The 12,846-nt window shown below is 45.9% G+C and carries 13 protein-coding genes; 8 read left to right on the forward strand and 5 right to left on the reverse strand.

Going from position 1 to position 12,846, the window contains the following annotated elements:
- Window positions 1–44 precede the first annotated feature (44 nt).
- Window positions 45–1,058, forward strand: a complete 1,014-nt coding sequence (gene hemH, locus ACK8OT_RS14545) for a ferrochelatase (RefSeq protein WP_410197251.1) — start codon at window positions 45–47, stop codon at window positions 1,056–1,058.
- Window positions 1,059–1,237: 179 nt separating this feature from the next.
- On the opposite strand, the gene ACK8OT_RS14550 is transcribed toward hemH, so the two are convergent.
- Window positions 1,238–1,399: a hypothetical protein gene (locus ACK8OT_RS14550; protein ID WP_410197252.1), complete on the reverse strand. Its 162-nt coding sequence runs from the start codon at window positions 1,397–1,399 to the stop codon at window positions 1,238–1,240.
- A 47-nt stretch (window positions 1,400–1,446) separates the two neighbouring features.
- Here ACK8OT_RS14550 and folM point away from each other — a divergent pair, with 47 nt between their 5' ends.
- The 4 genes from folM to ACK8OT_RS14570 all read left to right on the forward strand — a co-directional run bounded on the left by folM (window position 1,447) and on the right by ACK8OT_RS14570 (window position 4,308).
- Window positions 1,447–2,151, forward strand: a complete 705-nt coding sequence (gene folM, locus ACK8OT_RS14555) for a dihydromonapterin reductase (RefSeq protein WP_410197253.1) — start codon at window positions 1,447–1,449, stop codon at window positions 2,149–2,151.
- Between the two features lie 17 nt (window positions 2,152–2,168).
- Entirely contained in the window at window positions 2,169–2,543 is a 375-nt protein-coding gene (gene folX / locus ACK8OT_RS14560; protein ID WP_410197254.1) for a dihydroneopterin triphosphate 2'-epimerase, read from the forward strand.
- Window positions 2,544–2,648: 105 nt separating this feature from the next.
- Window positions 2,649–3,629, forward strand: a complete 981-nt coding sequence (gene trhO, locus ACK8OT_RS14565) for an oxygen-dependent tRNA uridine(34) hydroxylase TrhO (RefSeq protein WP_410197255.1) — start codon at window positions 2,649–2,651, stop codon at window positions 3,627–3,629.
- 304 nt (window positions 3,630–3,933) lie between these two features.
- Window positions 3,934–4,308 carry a DUF805 domain-containing protein gene (locus ACK8OT_RS14570; protein ID WP_410197256.1) on the forward strand — a complete coding sequence of 125 codons (375 nt, stop codon included), beginning with the start codon at window positions 3,934–3,936 and terminating at the stop codon, window positions 4,306–4,308.
- Between the two features lie 80 nt (window positions 4,309–4,388).
- Here the strand turns inward: ACK8OT_RS14570 and ACK8OT_RS14575 are convergent, their stop codons facing one another.
- Window positions 4,389–5,045 carry a YiaD family glycine zipper/OmpA-like lipoprotein gene (locus ACK8OT_RS14575; protein WP_410197257.1) on the reverse strand — a complete coding sequence of 219 codons (657 nt, stop codon included), beginning with the start codon at window positions 5,043–5,045 and terminating at the stop codon, window positions 4,389–4,391.
- Between the two features lie 256 nt (window positions 5,046–5,301).
- On the opposite strand from ACK8OT_RS14575, the gene glmU reads away from it, so the two are divergent.
- Together glmU and glmS are read left to right on the forward strand one after the other, a co-directional pair.
- Window positions 5,302–6,666, forward strand: coding sequence for a bifunctional UDP-N-acetylglucosamine diphosphorylase/glucosamine-1-phosphate N-acetyltransferase GlmU (gene glmU / locus ACK8OT_RS14580; protein WP_410197258.1), 1,365 nt, complete (start codon window positions 5,302–5,304; stop codon window positions 6,664–6,666).
- A gap of 210 nt (window positions 6,667–6,876) precedes the next feature.
- The gene (glmS, locus tag ACK8OT_RS14585; RefSeq protein WP_410197259.1) at window positions 6,877–8,706 is read left to right on the forward strand and encodes a glutamine--fructose-6-phosphate transaminase (isomerizing); all 1,830 of its coding nucleotides are present in this window, start codon (window positions 6,877–6,879) and stop codon (window positions 8,704–8,706) included.
- Window positions 8,707–8,782: 76 nt separating this feature from the next.
- On the opposite strand, the gene ACK8OT_RS14590 is transcribed toward glmS, so the two are convergent.
- The 3 genes from ACK8OT_RS14590 to ACK8OT_RS14600 form a co-directional block, all read right to left on the reverse strand.
- The gene (locus ACK8OT_RS14590; protein ID WP_410197260.1) at window positions 8,783–9,205 is read right to left on the reverse strand and encodes a hypothetical protein; all 423 of its coding nucleotides are present in this window, start codon (window positions 9,203–9,205) and stop codon (window positions 8,783–8,785) included.
- A gap of 197 nt (window positions 9,206–9,402) precedes the next feature.
- Window positions 9,403–10,869, reverse strand: coding sequence for a DUF5666 domain-containing protein (locus ACK8OT_RS14595; RefSeq protein ID WP_410197261.1), 1,467 nt, complete (start codon window positions 10,867–10,869; stop codon window positions 9,403–9,405).
- Window positions 10,856–11,680 carry a DUF6502 family protein gene (locus ACK8OT_RS14600; protein WP_410197262.1) on the reverse strand — a complete coding sequence of 275 codons (825 nt, stop codon included), beginning with the start codon at window positions 11,678–11,680 and terminating at the stop codon, window positions 10,856–10,858. Before ACK8OT_RS14600 ends, ACK8OT_RS14595 begins: the two co-directional genes overlap by 14 nt.
- Window positions 11,681–11,899: 219 nt before the next feature.
- On the opposite strand from ACK8OT_RS14600, the gene ACK8OT_RS14605 reads away from it, so the two are divergent.
- Window positions 11,900–12,565 carry a class I SAM-dependent methyltransferase gene (locus ACK8OT_RS14605; protein WP_410197263.1) on the forward strand — a complete coding sequence of 222 codons (666 nt, stop codon included), beginning with the start codon at window positions 11,900–11,902 and terminating at the stop codon, window positions 12,563–12,565.
- Window positions 12,566–12,846: the final 281 nt, after the last annotated feature.

Consider the following 12,846-nt stretch of genomic DNA (forward strand, 5'->3'; position numbering starts at 1 on the left):
TAGGAATTAATCCTGTTCGAACCTCGAAAATTTGGAGAACGACCTTGTCTCGATTTACTGCGTTAACGGAAAATGCGCATGACAAATTATCAGCAAGCACGGGTGTGCTATTAACCAACTTAGGCACGCCTGCAGCCCCAACGGCCGATGCGCTACGCCCATATTTAAAACAGTTTTTGTCCGATCCGCGAGTTGTCGAAATCCCGCGCTTGGTGTGGATGATTATTTTGCACGGTATTATCTTACGGGTCAGGCCAGCTAAATCTGCCAAATTGTATCAAAGCATCTGGATGGAAGGCGGTTCGCCGTTATTGGTTCATAGCCAAAACCAACGGGACAAGTTACAGCAGCAGCTTGAACTTCAAGGCTCAAATGCCAAGGTTAAGCTCGCCATGCGCTACGGTGAGCCGGACTTGGCCAAGGTGATGCGCGAGTTTCAGCAAGAGGGCATTCGTAAAGTCGTGGTGTTGCCCTTATACCCGCAATATTCCGGCCCTACTACGGGTTCAACCTTTGATGCGGTGAGTCGCGAGTTAAATAAGTGGCGCTTTGTACCGCAGCTGCACTTTATTAATAGTTATCACGACGATCCTAACTACATTACCGCATTGGCTAATTCAATTCGTGAAGATATTGCCGCTAACGGCATGCCCGATAAGCTAGTGTTGTCCTATCATGGTATGCCAAAGCAGTTTTTTGATAATGGTGATCCCTACTATTGCTTGTGTATGAAAACCTCTCGCTTGGTAGCTGAGCAGCTAGGGTTAACCAAAGAGCAATATATCACTTGTTTTCAATCGCGCTTTGGCAAGGCCGAGTGGCTTAAACCTTATACCGATGCCACCTTGACCGAATTGGCCGAGCAAGGGATTAAAAATGTTGCGGTCGCGTGTCCGGCATTTAGCGCTGATTGTTTAGAAACCTTAGAAGAAATGGTGCATGAAAATCGCGATGTGTTTATGGAGGCGGGTGGTGAGCAATACCGTTATATCGCGGCGCTAAACGATCGCGATGACCACATCAAGATGATGGCCGAACTCGTTAAGCCTTATGTTTAAGGGCTGCAATTTGACAGCTAAGCAACCAAGCGAACTTGTAAAAAAGCTAACCAATAAAAAAGCACCTGAAATAAGGTGCTTTTTTATTATCCACTATGGTGAAGGGGCATGGCTGCCAAACAACTTAAAGATCCTGACCAATCCTAAATTGGCATGCCGGGTGAGTGTATGAACTTCAATTACCCTTCATTAAACATAACGAAGTGACTATAAATCTGGATCATGGCGCCACAAAATTTTTTGTCGACGTCCCATTTTTGCTTTTTAAACAGATGAATAGCCTCAACTAAGTCATACTTATCATTAACCAGTGAACTATTACGAAGAGGTTGTCGTAGCATTTGAGCATCTTTGCAGCCACTGATTTATTAAAAATAACGGACAATAAATGAAACCAAGCATAGTCATTACCGGTGCGGGGCAAAGGGTCGGGCTTGCCCTTGCCAAACATTTTGTTAGCCAAGGCCATCAAGTCATTGTGAGTTATCGCAGCCAGCGAGTCGGTGTAGATGAGTTGCGCGAGTTAGGGGTTATTTGTATTCAAGCCGACTTTGCCCAGCAGCAGGGGATTGATGACTTTATCGCCCAAGTTAAAGCGAAAACCGCCGGTATTCGTGCTTTGATCCATAACGCCTCGGATTGGGCTGCGGAAAAAAATAGCCATGACCTAGCCGCCTTGATGAATCAAATGATGCAAGTTCACGTGCAAGCGCCATATCAGATCAACCATGCCTTGGCGCCATTGTTACAAGCGTCAGAGCAGGCTGATATTATCCATTTTACCGATTACGTGGCGGACAAGGGCAGTCAGAAGCACATGGCCTATGCTGCCAGTAAGGCCGCGCTTGCCAACCTTACCTTGTCTTTTGCTGCAAAATTAGCACCTAAGGTGAAGGTAAATAGTATTGCGCCAGCCTTACTGATGTTTAACCAAGGCGATGATCTGGCCTACCAACAAAAGGCGTTAGCCAAGTCTTTGCTGGGCATAACCCCCGGCGAACAAGAGGCCATAGCTTGTGTGCAATACCTGATTGAAAGCCAGTACATAACTGGTCGTACCTTACATTTGGATGGCGGTCGTCATCTTGTTTAATTCTATATGAGGTCTTTATGCCTACTAGCCAAGCCATTATCAATATTACCGATTTACGCCTGCGGACTTACATTGGGTTTAATCCCGAAGAAATGGAAAAGATGCAGGATATTGTTATTAATGTAGAAATCCATTACCCCGCAGAAAAAGCACGCTTGTTTGATAATGTGTCAGACGCGTTAAACTACAAAGACGTCACCAAGCAAATTATTCACCATGTTGAAGAAGGACGGTTTTTGTTACTGGAAAAGCTGGTGGACGATGTTTTAAAAATCAGCCATCAGCACCCGTGGGTGACCTATGCCAAGGTACGCATTGATAAACCCCACGCCCTTAGATTTGCAGACTCGGTGTCCCTGACCTTAGCATGGCAGAAAAGTGAATTGGGCTGATTTAACCTTATTTTCTGTCGGTGTTTAGCCAGTGGTTTACTGGTTAGAATAGCGCCGCATTCGCGCCCAGTTTACGTCTGGGTTAGCTTAAATAAGGAAAATAAAATGTCTCAATACGTAGTTTGTGCCCTCTATAAATTCGTTACCCTCGACGATTACCAAGCCATTCAAACTCCCTTGCTCGATGTGATGCTCAAGCATGATGTTCGCGGTACTCTGCTGTTAGCCCAAGAAGGCATTAATGGCACGATTGCAGGTAGCCGAGCAGGAATTGATGCGGTATTAACTTGGTTAAAAACTGACCCGAGATTGGCAGATATCGGCTACAAAGAGAGTTTTGATGACGAACAGCCGTTTTTGCGCACTAAGGTGAAGTTGAAAAAAGAAATCGTCACCATGGGCGTTGAAGGTTTAGATCCGAAAAAAGTGGTTGGCACTTACGTTAAGCCAAAGGATTGGAATGCCTTAATTTCTGATCCCGACGTGCTGCTGGTTGATACCCGTAATGACTACGAAATCAGCATAGGTACGTTTAAAAACGCGGTAAACCCCAACACTGAAACCTTCCGTGAATTCCCTAAGTACGTTGAAGAAAACCTAGATAAAAACAAGCACAAAAAAGTGGCGATGTTTTGTACCGGCGGTATTCGCTGTGAAAAATCCACGGCATACCTAAAAGAGCAAGGTTTTGAAGAGGTTTATCACCTTGAAGGCGGTATTCTTAAGTACCTAGAAGAGGTGCCAGAAGAAGAAACCTTGTGGCAAGGCGAGTGCTTTGTATTTGATGGCCGTGTGGCAGTGAATCATCAATTAGAAAAAGGCCATTACGATCAATGTAATGCCTGTCGTTTACCGATTACCGAGCAAGACAAGCAAGACCCGCGTTATGTGGCTGGGGTGAGCTGTCCACATTGTTACGACAAATTAAGTGATAAACAAAAGCAACGCTTTTTGGAGCGAGAAAAGCAAATCCAATTAGCCCAATCGCGTGGCGAGGCTCATTTGGGTGGCGATGTGGGTAAGGTAATTGAACAACGTCGTCAGCACAAGCAAGTCCAAAAACAGCTGCAACAGCACAAAAAGTAGCTATTTGTTAATATCTATCGCGTGAATGTAAGGGAGTCAGAGCAATACTTAAGTTTTGCTCCCTTCGTTTTTGTTATTTTCATCACGTAATAAAAAGCTCAGTCACTATTTTTCCTCCTGCGTTAACCCTAACTTCTCACCTAGCTGTTAATTAGCTGGCATGGCAAAGCGCAACTTTGTCACCTTAAATCAGCAGTTTTTTATTTTGTGTTGTTAATCACTATGATTTGAGATGGTTATCAGTATACTTGCCGGATGATTCTTTAGTGATTAATTTTTTATTCTACAGGTTAGGAGATTTAAAATGGAATGGTACAAACTATGTTGGGCAAAATATGCTACGTTTGAAGGTCGTGCACGTCGTAGTGAATATTGGTACTTCACCCTGTTCAATATCATAGCGATATTCGCGCTTGGTGCTGTTGGCGGTATTCTGGATGCCATCTTTGGCACCATGGGCGGTATCGCTACGGCACTGATTGGTGTTTACAGCCTTGCTTCGTTCCTTCCTTCTATTTCAGTTTTAGTTCGTCGTTTACATGACACTGGCCGTTCTGGCTGGTGGTTTTGGATTGGCTTAGTACCAGCTGTTGGCGGCATTATTTTATTGATTTTCATGATCATGGATAGCCAAGATGCGAATGACTTTGGCTCAAACCCAAAGCTAGCGACTGCTTAAACTAAATCTTTATGAAAACAAAAAGCCAAGCATGATGCTTGGCTTTTTTTTGTTCACCGCAAATATGAACAAATGGCGTGTTACTTGGTCATAGGTGACAAAACTAACTCGACACGACGGTTTTGGTCGCGCCCCGCAGCGGTGTTGTTATCTGCGATTGGGCGAGTCTCACCATAGCCAATCGGGTTTACACGATTGTATGGTAACCCTCTTTGTAATAAGTAATCGGCAACGGCGCCGGCACGCTTCTCGGACAAGGTTTGGTTATAACTTGCTGCTCCTGTGCTATCGGTATGACCTAAAACGTTAACGCGCGTTTCATCAAATTCCTGTAACACAAAGATAACGCTATCGAGTGTTGGCATGGCATTTTGTTTTAGTGTGCTTTGGTTAACATCAAAAGTGATGGCATTAGGCATGTTTAACACTATGGTATCGCCAACACGGGTCACGCTAACGCCAGTATTTTCCAATTGTTGGCGCAGGTGCATCTCTTGTTTGTCCATATAATGGCCAACGCCCATGCCCGCCAAACCACCGATTGCCGCACCAATCAGCGCGCCTTTAGAATTATTAGCTATGGCGCCGATTACCGCACCGCCAGCCGCACCTATTAATGTTCCTTTAGTGGCGTTGGATGTTTTTTCTTCGCGGGTGTAGGGATCAAGCGTGGTACACGCCCCTAGAAACAAACTACTGGCTACTACTGAAGAGACCAATAAGGTTCTTTTTTTCATTCTTAACTATCCTGTTAACTCTAATTCCGATATTTATAAGGCTTTTGCCTTATTTAGTGAAGTGAAACCCGTCTTATACTAGGTGAATTATTATTAATTAAGGCTGATTGTTGATAAAAATTGACCGAAAACTTAGCGTAAAAGTTGGTTTTTCACGGCTTTTCAATAAAATTTCATCTAGAACTGTTATTTTTTATTAAGAATTAAGCGGTTTTTTACTAAACTGTGTCCCCAAATCATTGTTGGAATCAAATATATGTCATTGAGTGTTGTCATTCTTGCTGCGGGCAAAGGCACCCGTATGCGATCTAAATATCCGAAAGTGCTACATAAAATTGCCCATAAACCGATGGTGCAACACGTGATAGACACAGTGAAAAGCCTCGGTGTTGATAACATTCATTTAGTTTATGGTCACGGTGGTGACTATATGAAAGAAGCCATCCAAGACACTAAATTGAATTGGGTGAAGCAAGAGCAGCAGTTAGGCACCGGCCACGCGATGCAAGTAGCGGCGCCCCACTTTAAAGACGAAGAAAAAATCTTGATGGTGTATGGCGACGTGCCTCTACTAGGTGCTAATACAATCAAACGCCTAGTGGCAGCACAGCCACCGGGGGGCATCGGTTTATTAAGCTTAATGGTTGACGATCCAACGGGGTATGGCCGTATTGTGCGTGAGCACGGCTTAGTTTGTGGCATTGTTGAGCATAAAGACGCTTCTCCTGATCAACACCGTATTCGTGAAATCAACACAGGAATCTTGGTTGCCAACGCCAAAGACTTGCAACACTGGTTATTCAAACTGAGCAACAGCAATGCCCAGGGCGAGTACTATGTGACCGACATTATTGAAATGGCCTACAAGCAAGGCCGTATTGTTAACGCGGTACAGCCTAGCTCTGCGATTGAAGTAGAAGGGGTGAATAACCGCTTACAACTTGGTCGTCTTGAGCGAGCATTCCAGCTACACCAAGCCGAAGAATTAATGATGGATGGCGTTGCTATTTTAGATTCAAGCCGCTTTGATCTGCGTGGTTCATTGGATTGTGGCATGGACGTTGAAATTGACGTTAACTGTGTATTTGAAGGTAAGGTTCGCCTAGGGAACAACGTTAAGATTGGCCCTAACTGTGTGATCCGCAATGCCAAAATTGGTGACGATTGTGAAATCAAGGCCAATAGCGTGATTGAAGGTGTTGAAATCGGCGAAGGTTGTCAGGTGGGGCCGTTTGCTCGTTTACGTCCTGGTACGGTATTGAAAGATGGCGCATCGGTAGGCAACTTTGTTGAAATGAAAAAATCGACACTAGGTAAAGGCAGTAAATGTGGTCATTTATCTTACTTAGGTGATGCTTCGATTGGCGCTGGGGTAAACATAGGTGCGGGTACCATTACCTGTAACTATGATGGTGTAAACAAGTTCCCAACCGTGATTGAAGACGGCGCCTTTATCGGCTCGGATACACAATTAATTGCACCTGTGACCATAGGCCAAAACGCCACGGTGGGCGCAGGCTCAACGATTACCCATAATGTGGGTGAAAAAGAGCTAGTGATCAGCCGTGTTAAGCAGCGCCACATTCAAAATTGGCTGCGTCCGGAAAAGCAAAAAAAGTAATTATCGCCAGCCAACTCTAGAGCTGGAAAGAGAATTGCATTACCAATGCAGAGTAGAGGCTGGGTGAATACTCAGCCTTTTTGTTTGGAAAATCTTCGGTAAGGAATCCCGAAGCTTCTACACTTCTAAGGATGGAGATAATTAATGAAATCATGAGTCATGGCCCTCAATGGTAGGGAAAAATAGACTCTAACAATAAGGATACAGCCTATGTGTGGGATTGTTGGCGCAGTAGCGCAACGGGACGTTGCGGAAATACTACTTGAAGGACTACACAGATTAGAATATCGCGGCTATGACAGCGCGGGAATCGCCATTATCAATGACAGTAACATTCAGCGTTTACGTCGCCTTGGCAAAGTGCAAGCTTTAGCCGATGCGCTTGAACAAACGCCACTTTCGGGCGGTACCGGTATCGCTCATACTCGCTGGGCAACTCATGGCGAGCCTTCAGAAGCCAATGCCCATCCTCATGTCTCTAGCCGTATTGCCGTGGTTCACAATGGCATCATCGAAAATCATGAAAAATTACGCCAAAAGTTAAAAGGCCTAGGTTTTGAATTTGCATCGCAAACTGATACAGAGGTTATCGCGCATTTAGTCGCACACCATTTAGGTCAAGGTGACGATTTACTCGCAGCGGTGCAACAAGCTGTTACTGAGCTAGAAGGCGCTTATGGTACGGTGATCATGGATGCCAATCAGCCCGATAAGCTGGTAGTGGCTCGTTCTGGCAGCCCCTTAGTGATAGGGGTTGGTGTGGGCGAACACTTTATTGCATCCGATCAGCAAGCATTACTCAACGTCACGCGGCGCTTTATGTTTTTAGAAGAAGGCGATGTCGCCGAAATCACCCGCCGCCAAGTTAAAGTCTTTGCTAAAGATGGCAGTGCAGTCGAGCGCTCCGTGATGGAGTCTAGCGTGACCCATGATGCCAGCGACAAGGGCGAATATCGTCACTACATGATGAAGGAAATCTTCGAGCAGCCCAGTGCCATCATCAATACCCTAGAGAACCGCATTGTTGGCAACACGGTATTGTGTGAAGCCTTTGGCGCGGGAGCGGGGGATATTTTTAGCACCATAGAGCATGTGCAAATTATCGCCTGTGGTACGTCTTATCATGCAGGTATGGTGGCGCGCTATTGGCTGGAAGCCATGGCAGGGGTTAGTTGTAATGTGGAAATCGCCTCCGAATTTCGTTACCGCAAATCCTTTGTCCGTCCCAACAGCCTTATCGTTACCTTGTCGCAATCAGGGGAAACTGCCGACACCTTAGCGGCATTACGTCTGGCCAAAGAAATGGGCTACACCGCCAGCTTAAGTATCTGTAACGTGCCGGGCTCGTCCTTGGTGCGCGAATCTGACTTGGCCTTTATGACCCGAGCGGGCGCTGAAATAGGCGTTGCTTCAACCAAGGCATTTACCACCCAGCTGGCCGGATTATTAGTGTTTTGTGGTGCCATCGGAAAAAGCAAAAGCGTGCTAAATGAATGGGCAGAAGCTGCACTAGTACAGTCACTGCAAAGATTGCCCGATGCCGTCAATCAGGCGCTCGCGCTCAACGACAGTATCGCCACCTTGGCTGAAGATTTTGCCGAAAAACACCATGCGCTATTCTTAGGTCGCGGCGATCAATATCCAATCGCCATGGAAGGTGCGTTAAAGCTAAAAGAAATTAGCTATATACACGCCGAAGCCTATGCCGCTGGCGAGCTTAAGCACGGCCCACTGGCCCTGATTGATGCCAATATGCCTACCATAGTGGTGGCACCTAATAATGAGTTGCTAGAAAAGCTTAAGTCAAACATCGAAGAAGTGCGCGCCCGTGGCGGTCATTTATATGTATTTGCCGATGAAGAAGCCGAGCTGGTGGAAAGTGAAGGCATCACCTTGCTGCGCGTGCCACATGTCGACGATATTCTTGCGCCGATTGTGTACACCATACCGCTGCAATTACTGTCTTACTACGTGGCCATCATCAAGGGTACCGATGTTGACCAGCCGCGAAATCTCGCAAAAAGCGTTACGGTAGAGTAGGTTATCGCTAGGGTACAGGGTTTTATCAACACTGTGCCCTCGCAGCTTGCTGGGGTGTCATTGCAGCTTATTCTATTTACTGGGCGTTATTGAGATCGTTTGTAAGCGTTTGAACTTGTTGTTGTTCGCTCTCTGTTAGCTCGCCATAGAATCTAGGGTATGGCCAGCCGTAGCCCCAACGAAAGGCCGTAGGCAGTAAAGGTGTGCCGCCAACGCGCACGCCTGCTAGCATAAGTAGGGCAATTTCTTTTTCACCAAGGGCGGAAACGCATTCTTTTAACGCAAGGTCTGCGGCTTCTCTTGCTTTGTAGCTGCCTCCTTGCCAATAAGCAAAGTCATGCTGAGTGCAGCATGCCAACCACAACTCATTATGTTCTAAGGTGCCATCGGGAAAGGCGCTGCAACCGTCACTGGTGAACGGCTTTAATTCATCGGCTATAGCCACATTAGGTACCCATAATGCCGTCAATAATGCCAATCTCAGCAATACATTTTTCATGGTAGAAATCACTTCTCGTACAACAAGTTACTGTTTAAGGTTATGCTCTTTGCCTCGGCCGATGCAATGAAAATCTCTCTATGGTGAAAACGGTGGGGCAAAACGAGGGCGGGATTGTGATTCAATTATCAAACAAAAAAAAGGCGAGCCTAAGCTCGCCAAACAACACTGACAGACAGTGAGTCAAGGCTACGGAATCAATCGTCTAATAAAATTTGGTCTATTTGTTGGTCGCCATCTAGATCAAGGAAAACCACTTCATCAAAGCTAACGGCTTGGTCAAAAAACTCATTCACCGTCAGTTCGCCTTCAATTTCAATATTTTCATTTAGGCTTAAGCTAAGCCCTGCTATCTTTACCTGTTGATTATCAGGATCTAAATTTGCCGCTAATAATTCCACTTCCAGAGCACTACCGTCTTCGCTGTCTTCACGCTCTATCTCTTGAGCAATCAATCCAGCAGGCGTTTCTACTAGCTCTACCTCAAGGTAATCGCCAACCGCCACATCATTGAGATTAAAACGGCGAACATCATCACGCTCGTCGTCCCACTCGGTGCGGTTATTCACCGACAGCGTGATAGGCTGGCCAAAGGCCGATAAGGTTATTGTTTGTGCATCAAGATCTACGCTTTCAACGGGTGCCTGCAGTTCGATTTCTTGCTCATCGCTGGCTCGCAAAATCTCAATCGATTCCGCTACTAGCACACCTTGTTTCATTACCCCTTCCACTTCCACTAACATGTCTGTGGTGAGTTGCTCTTGTAACGTAACTTGGCTAGCGTCAACAGTCACTCCGTTTAAGGTAAAGCTTTGTTGACTCTCTAAGGCTGTAATCAGACCTTGTAGTTCAACCTCTTGCTCTTCTTGCGCTTCGAGTGATTCAATTTCGATTGCTTGAATCGTTTGGCTATCCAACGCGGCTAGGGTGCCTTCCACTTTCACTAGCTTGCCTTCGACTAACGCGTCTTCAGTGCTTGCATTTAATAACTCAACGGTCAGTGGTGCTACCCCTTGGCTGAGTGTTAAGGTGAATTGGCTATCGGATAATTGTTCCACAGTGCCTATTACTTGTACTTCAGATGAGTTAGCCACAAACGGCTTATCTTCAAGCTCAAAATAACTGGCTTCAAATTGGCCTTGAGCATTATAGAAACCACTGAGTTCCACCATTTTGCCCGCGGCTAATAAGCTCGTGTCTTGGCTGAGCTGCTCAAAGGTGAGCTGGTCAAATTGTGTTTTGCTACCGTGCAGTACCACCTCAACACCCATCACAGGAAGTACGATGAGTTCACGACTTGATGAAATGATATCGCCGCTGATCGGTCCTTCAATGCCTGCATCAAAGTACACCTTATTGGCTACGCCTTCCCCTGCTTGCGCCTCTCCTTCAACTCGCACTACCATACCAACGGATAACGCTGATTCATCTGCTGCCTGACCATTGACAAAGAATTGGCTGTTGTTGGTGTTAAATCGCACACCATTAACAAAGATACTGCCAAAGCCGCTGATTTCACCTGAATATTGATTGCTTAGGGTAACGCCAGTGCCACCTATGCCGCCGCCTCGATTAGCGGTAGAGCCGCTACCGCCGCAAGCAACTAGCGTTGAGGCGATTAAGGCCACGCCAACGCTAAACGCACATTTATTAAACTTCATCATTCTGATTTCCTTGTTTATTCTGGTAATAGTAAATGCCGAGGCTGACGTAGCAGCAGTCTGATTCATCTTCTCCCTCGGGTACCTCTTGCTCGCCAAGCCATAGATTGAAGTCTTCTAGCAGTGCCTGAGAATGTTTCGCTGCATAGGCTCGAAATAATTTGAGATCTTTCTGACGAATAAGAGAGTTGGAAACTTTTCTTTGGAACCAGAGCTGATCAGCATCACACACAAGGTTGTGATTTAAGGTGCTGATCAGCTCAGCGGTATCCACGCCAAGAATTGACAATTTGGCTATTTCATCTGCTTGCGGGACAAAAGCGTGTTGCACCAACATAACACCGCGCTCTGAAATAACCACGTTGCCTGCCGCGTTAAGCACATCCAACATAGCTTTGGTGGGGATATCACCGCTATACCGCTTAACGAGGGCAGCAAATGAGCCTTTTTCACCTTCGATAGAAAGGAGAGAGGGATGCAAAGGCGCATCTGAAAACTCAGCGTCGTTCAACCAACCACTAATAACTCGGGAGGCCCGATTATATTTATTCCCAGAGATATTACTTTGTGGTTGCTTTAGCTCATGTAGACGTTTGGTTTCTTTACGGGTTAACCCAGTGATCGCGGCGACACGAGAGACGGTTTGTTTTTTACCGCTTTCACCATGTTCAGCAAACGCCACATCTACATAAACCTTCTTTGCTAATTCACTGAATTCACTAAATACAACACCATTGCGTAGCAAAATGCGCACCAGTGGCTTCAGGATCATTAGCAGCGCTTTCTTGAGCGCAATTTCTCGGATTTCATTCATTTTTGGGATTATATTCCCAAAAATTACCAAATCAAGTATTCTGACTGAATATTTACAAGTTACTCATTATTTTAATGCTTTTGTACGAATGCCAAATCGATGATGAGGGAAGGAAAACTGTCGTCTTAGCTCGATTTAAATCGCACAAATAATGCACGAATGCGTACAACAGGGTAAACTAATCGGGCTCACGGATGAGCGGCAGTTGACGAAATGAAGATGATCAATACTCTCGAATACTACAGCAAGAATGCTGATGCGTTTTTTGAGGCGACGGTGAACCTAAACCTGACGCCTTTATACGATGCGTTTTTACCTTATATACCTCCCGGTGGCGTGATTCTGGATGCGGGCTGTGGCTCGGGCCGTGACGCCAAGTATTTTGTTGAACATGGCTTTCAGGTTGCTGCGCTAGATCCTAGCCCGGAACTGGCCATCAAGGCATCGCGTTTTTCTGGCGTGGCGGTGGAGCTGCGTGATTTTGCCCAAATTGACGAAGTGCGGGCTTATCATGGCATTTGGTGCTGCGCCAGCTTGTTGCATGTGCCATATCACGAGTTACCCGAGACCTTAAGTCGCCTTTATCGTGCATTAAAGCCCGGTGGTGTGCTGTATTTGTCGTTTAAATATGGCGACAGTGAAGGGGTTCGTAATGGCCGTTGGTTCACTAATCTTAATCTAACCCGCTTGGCCGATATCGTCAGCGAAATACCGTTAACCATTGAAAAGACGTGGCGTACTTCAGATTTACGGCCAAAAAGTGGCAATGAAATGTGGCTCAATGCGGTATTAAGTAAAGGCCAAGACAAAGCCGTTTCACGCGGATTTAGCATGCAGCAAAGGCTTAATAATTTGTTTGTGATCCGCAGCTCGCGCCAATATTGATGGTTTGTTTTTTGGAGTAGGAGCTGTTCTGTGGGAGCCGCAGTCATGCGGCGATAAAGTATTGCGCTATAATTGGTGTTCCCAAAGGATTAGATGTTCCAACCAATACTTATTGCTCGGGTAGGAGCTATTTTTAAATCGCGATAAATGAGTCGTTTACGCGCTATTTCGCGGAATAAATTCCACTCCCACAAGGTGCCGCTCTCACCATATACCACTGTCACCATAACTGGTGCTCCCATAGGATTAGATGTTCCAACCAATACTTATTGCTCGGGTAG

The sequence above is a fragment of the Motilimonas thetidivivens genome, from assembly GCF_046452435.1.
Lineage (GTDB): Bacteria > Pseudomonadota > Gammaproteobacteria > Enterobacterales > CBDFNC01 > Motilimonas.